At 47.7% G+C, this 6249-nt stretch carries 8 protein-coding genes; 6 read left to right on the top strand and 2 right to left on the bottom strand.

Translation table 11 applies throughout. The features are described from left to right. The first annotated feature begins 844 nt into the window (after positions 1–844). The 4 genes from BLT02_RS06625 to BLT02_RS06610 all read left to right on the top strand — a co-directional run bounded on the left by BLT02_RS06625 (position 845) and on the right by BLT02_RS06610 (position 2766). Positions 845–1732 (top strand): fructosamine kinase family protein, encoded by an 888-nt coding sequence (locus BLT02_RS06625; RefSeq protein ID WP_092992789.1) that lies wholly within the window; start codon positions 845–847, stop codon positions 1730–1732. 63 nt (positions 1733–1795) lie between these two features. After that, positions 1796–2044 (top strand): Smr/MutS family protein, encoded by a 249-nt coding sequence (locus BLT02_RS06620; RefSeq protein ID WP_092992787.1) that lies wholly within the window; start codon positions 1796–1798, stop codon positions 2042–2044. A gap of 199 nt (positions 2045–2243) precedes the next feature. Beyond that, positions 2244–2471 (top strand): hypothetical protein, encoded by a 228-nt coding sequence (locus tag BLT02_RS06615; RefSeq protein ID WP_092992785.1) that lies wholly within the window; start codon positions 2244–2246, stop codon positions 2469–2471. Next, complete coding sequence (locus tag BLT02_RS06610; protein ID WP_092992783.1) at positions 2452–2766, top strand: heavy metal-binding domain-containing protein; 315 nt, start codon at positions 2452–2454, stop codon at positions 2764–2766. Before BLT02_RS06615 ends, BLT02_RS06610 begins: the two co-directional genes overlap by 20 nt. Before the next feature lie 217 nt (positions 2767–2983). Here the strand turns inward: BLT02_RS06610 and BLT02_RS06605 are convergent, their stop codons facing one another. Then, on the bottom strand, positions 2984–3676 hold the full coding sequence (locus tag BLT02_RS06605) for a hypothetical protein (protein WP_092992781.1): 693 nt from the start codon (positions 3674–3676) through the stop codon (positions 2984–2986). A 524-nt stretch (positions 3677–4200) separates the two neighbouring features. Here BLT02_RS06605 and BLT02_RS06600 point away from each other — a divergent pair. Continuing rightward, on the top strand, positions 4201–4416 hold the full coding sequence (locus BLT02_RS06600; protein ID WP_139187467.1) for a hypothetical protein: 216 nt from the start codon (positions 4201–4203) through the stop codon (positions 4414–4416). A 188-nt stretch (positions 4417–4604) separates the two neighbouring features. Here the strand turns inward: BLT02_RS06600 and BLT02_RS06595 are convergent, their stop codons facing one another. Continuing rightward, the gene (locus tag BLT02_RS06595) at positions 4605–5204 is read right to left on the bottom strand and encodes a hypothetical protein (protein ID WP_092992777.1); all 600 of its coding nucleotides are present in this window, start codon (positions 5202–5204) and stop codon (positions 4605–4607) included. 565 nt (positions 5205–5769) lie between these two features. On the opposite strand from BLT02_RS06595, the gene BLT02_RS06585 reads away from it, so the two are divergent. Then, positions 5770–6192 (top strand): (deoxy)nucleoside triphosphate pyrophosphohydrolase, encoded by a 423-nt coding sequence (locus BLT02_RS06585; RefSeq protein ID WP_092992773.1) that lies wholly within the window; start codon positions 5770–5772, stop codon positions 6190–6192. The last annotated feature ends 57 nt before the right edge of the window (positions 6193–6249 follow it).

Raw genomic sequence — 6249 nt, 5'->3', positions numbered from 1 at the left:
CCGCGGAAGCTGCTCCCTGTGCGCTTATGGTGACTGTGTTCTTTGTCATATGCACCTCCTGCAATAAAATTGTGTGCGGAGGGGCTCCGGTGCTGCAAAAGCAGGTCTGCCGGAGCCCCATGGAATAATGAGACTTCGGCAGCGCCGCGGTGCGGCACCGGTCTGACAAAGCACGCGGGGGCAGGGCCTGCCACCCCATGCATATGCCTTTGGATATTTTCATTCTAACAGACGCAGGATTATTGTTTCAAGACGGAATTTGAGCCTTCGAATATATGCTGTGAAGGCGTATTCCCGCATGTGGCCTGACCTGAACCTAACGCGGGTATTTACAGAAAAGAAATGACCAGGAGTCCCGAGGGGGACAGATTCGCGGCGCTTCGGCAGCGGCCAGAATCAACATAATTTCATATTGATCATCGTTAAGAAAGAGGGGCATGTGCAGCTGCCTGCTATTTCTGATTATCTTTATTGAGGCTTAATCACTTTTACAAATCATCTTTTTGATGTAAAGTTAAAGTACTGGTTTCTGTAGGAAGTGGGTTTATTTGTCGCTTTAAAGGCGACAATTTGTATCTTGAAATCTGGTAATCTTTTTACTTGACAGGAAACTCAGAGGATCTTTATAACGACTGCCAGATGAGTGAATACAGTGATTACCGCGATCCTGTATGGGAGAGCAAATATATCTATGTGAATTACGACAAAAAGAAACGGGCTCAGCTGCGGAAATGAATTGAGTCGGGGAAAAGGTTTCGGCTGCGGGGATAAGCTGCGGAGCAGGGAACCGCGCTCAGCTGCGGGGATAATTGCGGCTCAGAGGACACAGGTGGAGGGCAGTAGTATGTTTTACTCTCTTGATGACGCCATCCGGGAGATTTTCGGGGCGGATGCACGGATTGCAGATAAGACGCGTGTTTTTGGGGGAGATGCCAACGACTCCTTTCGTCTGACCTTGAAGGACGGCACAGGTCTCTTTATGAAGACCAATACAGGTCCCATGCTGTCCTCTTTTCAGGCGGAGGCAGAGGGGCTTTCTGCAATCGCGCAGACTGGAAAGATCGGGACGCCTAAGGTCCTGGCGATCGGGACGGATCCGGGAGGGTTTTCCTTTTTACTGCAGGAGCTTCTTGTTTCCGGACAGAAGATCCGCGACTACTGGGAAACACTTGGCGCAGAGCTTGCGGCCATGCACAGGGCGCCGATACCGCCGGAAAACAGGAAAGGATTTGGCTTTGCCGCGGATAATTTTATCGGAGCGGGAAAGCAGATCAACACCTGGCACGCATCCTGGATCGATTTTTTCCGGGACTGCAGGCTCATACCTCAGCTTCGCGCTGCAGATGGATATCTGGACAAAAAAGACAGGACCCGGGCCGTTTCTCTTCTGGACCATCTGGACAGATACCTGATCGAGCCGGCGGCTCCTTCCCTGATCCATGGGGATCTCTGGGGCGGAAATGTCATGACCGGGCCGGATGGAAAAGCATGGATCATCGATCCGGCAGCTTATTATGGCCATCCCGAAGCGGATATCGCCATGACGGAGCTTTTCGGCGGATTTGCCCAGCCGTTTTATCGTACTTATTTCAGCTGCGCGGACACTCCTCCGGGATATTCAGACAGAAAAGACCTCTACAATCTCTACCATCTGCTGAACCATTTGAACTTGTTCGGGACCGGATACCTGGCGCCGGTGCAGCGGATCCTGCGCAGGTATGCTCCGGTATGAGGATTGGCTGAGGCTTGGTCAGGTCTTTTTGTCAGCGAGTCTTGAATTTGAGGGGGAAATCCTATGAGTGAGGCGTTTGTAAAAATAGATCTTCATGGTCTGCGGCAGGAGGAAGCGATCAAGGTCATTGATAAGGCCATCGCGGCGGCGGGGCCGGCGACTTATCATCTGCAGCTGATCCACGGCTACAATCGAGGCACCAGCCTTCGGTCCATGATCTATGACTGGTATAAATACGAACCGAAAGTAAAGAGAATCATGCCCGGCGACAACCCGGGGATCACCGTGCTGGTGCTGAAGGAGCTTTATTGACTGAGCGCCGGGAAACTGTCCGGATTTTGATAAGATTTCTGATAAGATATCTGATAAAAGGAAACGCTTTAAAGGAACTTCCTTTAATGGAGTGTTCTTTGCAGAATGTTTTTTTACGGAATGTTCTTAACAGAATGTTTTTTTACGGAATGTTCTTTATCAGAGTGTTTAGCTTTATAGGGAGGAGGCGGATCGGAAAATGTCACCACATGGGAAAAAGATGATTGCGCCTGTGGTTATCACGATCATATTTCTACTCTATCTGTTTATTTATGGGGCGATGCTGATGCAGGCTCTCGTGGAAGAGCCCCTGGCGCTCATACTTGCGATCCCGCTTGTACTGCTTGGGATCGGTATGGTTTATATGTTGTTTGCCCGGATCCGGGAGATAAGGAGCGGTGAAGAAGATGATCTTGACAACTACTGAAACAATCTGTGGGAAAGAACTTGAGACACTTGGCCTGGTCAAGGGGAGCACGATCCAGACAGTAAATGCAGTCCGGGATATCGGCGCAGGCCTGAAGACCCTCGTGGGTGGAGAACTGACGCGGTACAACGAAATGATGAATGATGCCCGGGCCCTGGCGACAAAGCGCATGGTCGGGGAAGCCGAGGCGATGGGCGCGGACGCGATCGTGGCTGTCCGCTACAGCTCGGCTTCCGTTATGCAGAGCGCGGCAGAGGTGATGGCATATGGCACGGCAGTGAGGTTTCTGAACTGAAGCGATGGAATACGCTGTGGCAGAGAGATTCCCTGACAGAAAACCGTCCCCTTTCCAACAGGAAAGGAAAACCGGCAGGCCGCATTGCGGCCTGCCGGTGCTTTCTCCTGCCTGTATTATATTCCTATATGAGATGGCTTGTGAAATGGATAAGAGCTGAATCTATGTGTACGCAGTTTTAAAAATAAGATAATCAATTGAACGATCAATAGAATGATCAATAGAAATAGAAATAGCCCGCATAATAGGAAGGAGAAGGAATAGGGCTGTTAATATAGCGGCTGTTCACCCATCTCTTGCTGATTATCCTGTAGTAGTAGTTCTGATATGTCTTGAATTTGCTTGATCTGTACTTTTTGAGGATTACGGTAGTGGACTTTGCGCTGCTTGTGGACAGACTATAATGCCAGTTGCCTCTGGGATTAGTTGTCAGGTAAACATCATATCCGTTGCTTCCAGATACACCGTACCACTGGAGCCTGACCGTGTGATTTTCAATGCTCTCAGCTGCTACAGATTTTGCGGGCGGGGCAGGTATGATGTATGCGGCACTGGACCAGGGACTGGTTAAAGTGATTGTTCCCTCAGAATTGACCTTTAATGCCTTAACCCTGACCTTGTACACGCGGTTGACAGCCAGACCGGTGAATGTAATAGATGTATCCGAGGTATTAAAATACTTTTTGTTCGTATTATCTGCCCAGGAGATCACGGCCTGATAGGCATTGGCTTTGCTTACGCTGTTCCATCCCACTTCCGCGTAAGTCATGGTTTTACTCTGCCATTTGACAAAACGGCAGTTTGACGGTGTGCTGAGCCGGGTTGCCGCTTCGGCCGGCATGACCATTACCGAGCTGAATAACATGGCGGCAATCAGAACAGCTGTTGCCAGACGTTTAAATGTTTTCATTTTTTACTCCTCCTTGTAAAAAAAGTTAAATTGGGGATACCGGAAAAACAGGAAAAATGTCTCACGGCAGCTTCCGGGTTCCTTTTATTTATCATACCGTATGTGGGCTTTGGATACAACGAAAATAGCCGAATGCTTTTTATAATAAGTTGCGGATAAGTTTATCAATTCTTTATCAATGCTGCTTGAAACCGGCTCATCTCTGTGCTATTGTACTGTCAGCCGGAACGTCAGCCGTAGAATATGAATATGAACAGCTGACATGGCAGTATCCTTGGAGGATAAAAGCGTCTTTCAAGGCTAATAATATCCGTCGAGGATAAATTCGAGGATAAAATTCGAGGATAAAGATAAAAGGGAGTAGCTGAACGGCGCCGGTGCCGGAATCCACCCGTCAGGACAGGGGCGACACCCTCGGGAGATTGAGACAGCAAGACTTTTATCACAATTGCAGCAACAGTAGAGGCTGCAGGTTGTGATAAAAGTCTTTTTTAATGCCCGGAAGGGCGGAAAGGCAGGTATCTATGATCACTCTTATGGCAATTATTATGTTTGTTTTGTTTCTGAAAATCGTAGGACTTATTTTTGGAGCCGGGCTTCGGCTGCTGGGCTGGCTCTTCAGCGGGTTGGGATTCATCATCTCTATCCTTCTGGCAGTATCCGTGATCGGGTTTGTGTTTGACATCATGCCGGTTCTGCTGCTTGTGTTTATCCTGATGATTGCCCGCAGGCCTGTATAAGAGCTAACCTGTATAAGAAGCTCTGCATAAGAAGCTTTGTATAAGAAGCTCTGCACAAGAAGCCCTGTATAAGAAACTCTGCATAAAAGGTCCTGCATAAGAGCTGGCCTGTATAAGAGGTAATAAAATGCGGCAGCGCCTGTGGCAAAACTGATTGTCACAGGCGCTGAAAATGTTTTTGGGGTTATTCAGTCTCCGCTGTTCTGGTGGGCAAAGATTTTCATAACCAGGTTTCCATTCGGATCTCTGAAATTCAGCCAGCTGCCGTTTCGAAAGACCAGGACCGGAAAGTCCCTGGCCACAAGAGTATCTTCCGATGACTGGTAAGTCAGTTTACCTGTATCTGTTTGGATTACGAGGATCTTTCCGCCCATTCCAAATACTACATATTCCTGATTAATGGAACTGTATTCTCCCAGTGACTCATACATGGAAAATATCGAATAAGTGTCTGAACTGCAGAGCAGGTCTCCGTAACGAAACAGTTCATAATCCTTACTGTTATAGTCTGAGTACATAATGACACCTTTGGCGATCATTTTGCCCTGGTTAGTAATCGAGCCCTTTTCATGATAGGGTATCTCAAAATGAATGCTGTCGTCCGTATTTTCTACGACTATATTACCGCTCGCAATATCACGATAACCATAGCAGTTCATGCCAAAGCAGTATTCATAGGGCGTACCGTCATGAGCCTTCAGGGGGGCCAGGCTGTCGGTCAGAATCGATAATCCGTATTCACCCTTAGTCTGGAAGGCATAGTCCCCTTTTTTATTGCACAGGATCACATTCTCGAATAAGATAAAAAGATCAATTGATATCTGATAAAAGGGTCATAAAAAGCCCTTCGCAACGGTTCTGGCTTACACGGCATCAGCCTGCCAGTCAGCGCCATTGCGAAGGGCTTTTTAACATAAAGGGGGGAGGAGTATGAAATCTATCGTTTGCTTTATCGCTTATTTCCTGTTCACAGTTGTTATCATACACCATGATTCTAAAACCATGATTTCCAATTTATTAAAAAAAGATAACAATTCCAAAAACTGTGAAGAAAGCCTGCTTTCTGCCCCGGGAAACGATCGGATCTTCTGTGTGCTGGCGTTACTGCGGGTCTCTGTGGCGGAGCTTAATTATGGAGAGCTTATGTTGCGGAGGCTCTGTTGCGGAACCTCTGTTGCGGAGCCTCTGCTGCGGAGGATAAACAGGGCTTCCCGATAACCTTTGTGGATGAAATAAACTATGATAAAATAGTAAGGCTTTCATTTCTACAGTTTTTAAAAATACTTATAATTTTTGAAAAAATCCAGAGGCCGCTATTCTTGAAGCAGGACTGGATTTTCAGGAGAAGGCTGTATGAAGACAATTAGAGTTGTTGCGGCTATTATCAGATCGAAAGATGAAAAGCAGGAGCCTGTCGTATTTGCAACCCAGCGGGGATATGGCAGCTACAAGGACTGGTGGGAATTTCCCGGCGGAAAGATCGAGCCGGGAGAAACACCGGAGGAGGCCCTGGTGCGGGAGATCCGGGAAGAGCTTTCTGCAGATATTTCCGTGGGGGAGTATCTCACTACCGTAGAATATGACTATCCGGAATTTCACTTGTCAATGGCATGCTACTGGTGCAGCATTAAGGAAGGACGCTTGATCCTGCTGGAACATGAAGCAGCCAGGTGGCTTCCGCTTAACGATCTGCGCCAGGTGAACTGGCTCCCTGCCGATATTTTAGTGATTGAAAAAATCGAGGAGACAAATAGGATCTTCCGCATCAGTCAGTGACTTTTTCTTCAGGAATCACTAATTCCGGGAAAGATATCTGCAAATTACTACTGTCTG

This window comes from Sarcina sp. DSM 11001, from assembly GCF_900101015.1.
In the GTDB taxonomy this organism is placed as follows: Bacteria; Bacillota; Clostridia; order Lachnospirales; family Lachnospiraceae; genus CAG-791.
Note: the sequence above shows the minus strand (reverse complement) of the source record. Positions and strands in the feature narration are given on the sequence as shown.

Excerpts from the sequence above, each read along its gene's own strand:
- BLT02_RS06625 (WP_092992789.1), top strand. The coding sequence starts at position 845 with ATGTTTTACTCTCTTGATGACGCCATCCGGGAGATTTTCGGGGCGGAT.
- BLT02_RS06620 (WP_092992787.1), top strand. The coding sequence starts at position 1,796 with ATGAGTGAGGCGTTTGTAAAAATAGATCTTCATGGTCTGCGGCAGGAG.
- BLT02_RS06615 (WP_092992785.1), top strand. The coding sequence starts at position 2,244 with ATGTCACCACATGGGAAAAAGATGATTGCGCCTGTGGTTATCACGATC.
- BLT02_RS06610 (WP_092992783.1), top strand. The coding sequence starts at position 2,452 with ATGATCTTGACAACTACTGAAACAATCTGTGGGAAAGAACTTGAGACA.
- BLT02_RS06605 (WP_092992781.1), bottom strand. The coding sequence starts at position 3,676 with ATGAAAACATTTAAACGTCTGGCAACAGCTGTTCTGATTGCCGCCATG.
- BLT02_RS06600 (WP_139187467.1), top strand. The coding sequence starts at position 4,201 with ATGATCACTCTTATGGCAATTATTATGTTTGTTTTGTTTCTGAAAATC.
- BLT02_RS06585 (WP_092992773.1), top strand. The coding sequence starts at position 5,770 with ATGAAGACAATTAGAGTTGTTGCGGCTATTATCAGATCGAAAGATGAA.